The following is a 1,706-nucleotide window of genomic DNA, read 5'->3' on the forward strand; positions in this document are numbered from 1 at the left end:
CTCCGCGGCTTCGAAGCGCACTGCCTCACGCTTCGCCCGCCCCGCAGCGGTCAGGCCGCCGCCATCCGCGTACCTCATGACGAGGATGTAGCACCCACCAAGGCCCGTTGTCACCCCACCATTTCAACCTCAGCGTCGCTACTGCCGTCAGCGGTCTACACCGCCTGGGGAATTCCAGGAATTCAGAATTCGTGTCAAGCGGCTTTGTCGTGCGGGGTGAGGCTGATGGTCAGGTCGGCGCCGAGAGCCTGAGCCAGGCGGCGCAGGAGGGGAAGCGTGGGCACGGTCCCGCCGCCTTCGAAGCGGGAGATCTGCGGCTGCTTCATCCCGCACCGCTCGGCCAGCTCGGCCTGGGACAGCCCGAGCTCGATGCGCCGGTCGTGGACGAGTTGCCCGAGCTCACGGGCGAGCACGGAAGGCGGGTCCTGCACGGTTCCTCCCCGCCTCAGGCCGCTGGGGCGACGATGGTGACGGTGGGCTCGTCTCCGCCGGCGAGGTGCACGTCCACCGTGAGGTCCAGTGCGCGGGCCAGGCGCATGATGACCGCGATGGGCGGCAGCTCGGTGGCCGTCTCGATGCCTTCGATGTCATCGACCTCGACATGCATGCGCTCGGCGAGATCGGCCTCGCTCAGACCCAGCTGCTTACGCCGGTCGTAGACGGCCTTGCCCAACGTCATGGCGAGGCCGGCCTCTTCGTAGACCCGGTCGTACTCGGGATCAGCGGCCAGGCGTTCGCCCAGCAGCTGGCGGTGGCGACGGGTCCTCCACTCGCTGTGGTTCATCGCATCTCCTTGAGGTCGCGGCTGTAGAGATCGTGCTCGGCGGCGGCTTCATGCTCTGCCTCGCACAATCGCTGTGCGGCGTGGGCGCGGTCCACTTCGGCCTGCTCGCGCATCTTGGTCTTGCGGAACACGGTGAGCAGCACGACACGTCGGCCGGGCGCCAGCCAGTAGGTGATCCGCTGATGGGCATCGCCCAGGCGGAAGCGCAGCTCGCGGAGCTTGCCGCCCAGGTGGCGGGAGTGCGGTTCGTCGAGCGTGGTGGGCTGCTCTGCGAGCAGGTCGGCGACGCGTTCGGCCTGCTTGTAGTGATGGGCGGGAAGGTTCTCCAGCCACAGCCGCACCTCCGGCTCGATCTCGATCGAGTACCGCCCGCTGTCCATAGCGCCGATGATATATGGCACGGAGTGCGAGAGCGCGACTTCGTAGCTCCGGTCGTGTGCCGTCGCCGCGACCACGGCCACTCCAGCGTCGCACACCCCCGTGCTCCCCCCCCTTCGCCCTGATGCCACGGCGCCGCCTGCAAAACCAGCGGCAACTGCCGAGGCAGTGCAGGGTCGGCTTCTTTCGGCAGGATCGGGCCCGAGCGGGACAGGCAGCGCGGCCGGGCTGGTGCGCTGGAACAGGGCATCGAACTCGTCGTGATCAAGGAACTCCTCGGCCACGCCCACATCGGCGTCACCGCCACCGTCTACGCCCACGTCCGACTCCGCCTCCAGCGCGACGCCATCGACACCCTCAGCACCGCGCTCGGCAGCTTGGAGATCAACGAGACGACCACCGGCGACGGCGATGACCCGCCAGCCTGTGCGGCCCTCGTCCGCTGACGTTGCCGCTGAGGTTGAAAGGGTGGGGTGACAGCGGGGCGTTGGCGGTGCTACATCCTCGTCATGAGGTACGCGGATGGCGGCGGCCTGACCGCTGC

At 68.5% G+C, this 1,706-nt stretch carries 2 protein-coding genes and 3 pseudogenes; 1 reads left to right on the forward strand and 4 read right to left on the reverse strand.

Translation table 11 applies throughout. The annotated features are described in order from the left end of the window. The 4 genes and pseudogenes from ACWC21_RS41285 to ACWC21_RS41300 all read right to left on the reverse strand — a co-directional run. Positions 1–78: pseudogene (locus tag ACWC21_RS41285) on the reverse strand (helix-turn-helix domain-containing protein); the annotation flags it as partial. Between the two features lie 116 nt (positions 79–194). Continuing rightward, positions 195–410, reverse strand: a pseudogene (locus tag ACWC21_RS41290) (helix-turn-helix domain-containing protein); the annotation flags it as partial. 35 nt (positions 411–445) lie between these two features. Continuing rightward, positions 446–784, reverse strand: a complete 339-nt coding sequence (locus ACWC21_RS41295) for a helix-turn-helix domain-containing protein (RefSeq protein WP_450889988.1) — start codon at positions 782–784, stop codon at positions 446–448. Then, positions 781–1,164: a type II toxin-antitoxin system RelE/ParE family toxin gene (locus ACWC21_RS41300; protein ID WP_450889990.1), complete on the reverse strand. Its 384-nt coding sequence runs from the start codon at positions 1,162–1,164 to the stop codon at positions 781–783. Before ACWC21_RS41300 ends, ACWC21_RS41295 begins: the two co-directional genes overlap by 4 nt. Positions 1,165–1,398: 234 nt before the next feature. Between ACWC21_RS41300 and ACWC21_RS41305 the strand changes: the two are divergent. Continuing rightward, positions 1,399–1,608: pseudogene (locus ACWC21_RS41305) on the forward strand (site-specific integrase); the annotation flags it as partial. Between the last annotated feature and the right edge of the window lie 98 nt (positions 1,609–1,706).

The sequence above is a fragment of the Streptomyces sp. NPDC001348 genome (assembly GCF_053597535.1).

Excerpts from the sequence above, each read along its gene's own strand:
- ACWC21_RS41295 (WP_450889988.1), bottom strand. The coding sequence starts at position 784 with ATGAACCACAGCGAGTGGAGGACCCGTCGCCACCGCCAGCTGCTGGGC.
- ACWC21_RS41300 (WP_450889990.1), bottom strand. The coding sequence starts at position 1,164 with ATGGACAGCGGGCGGTACTCGATCGAGATCGAGCCGGAGGTGCGGCTG.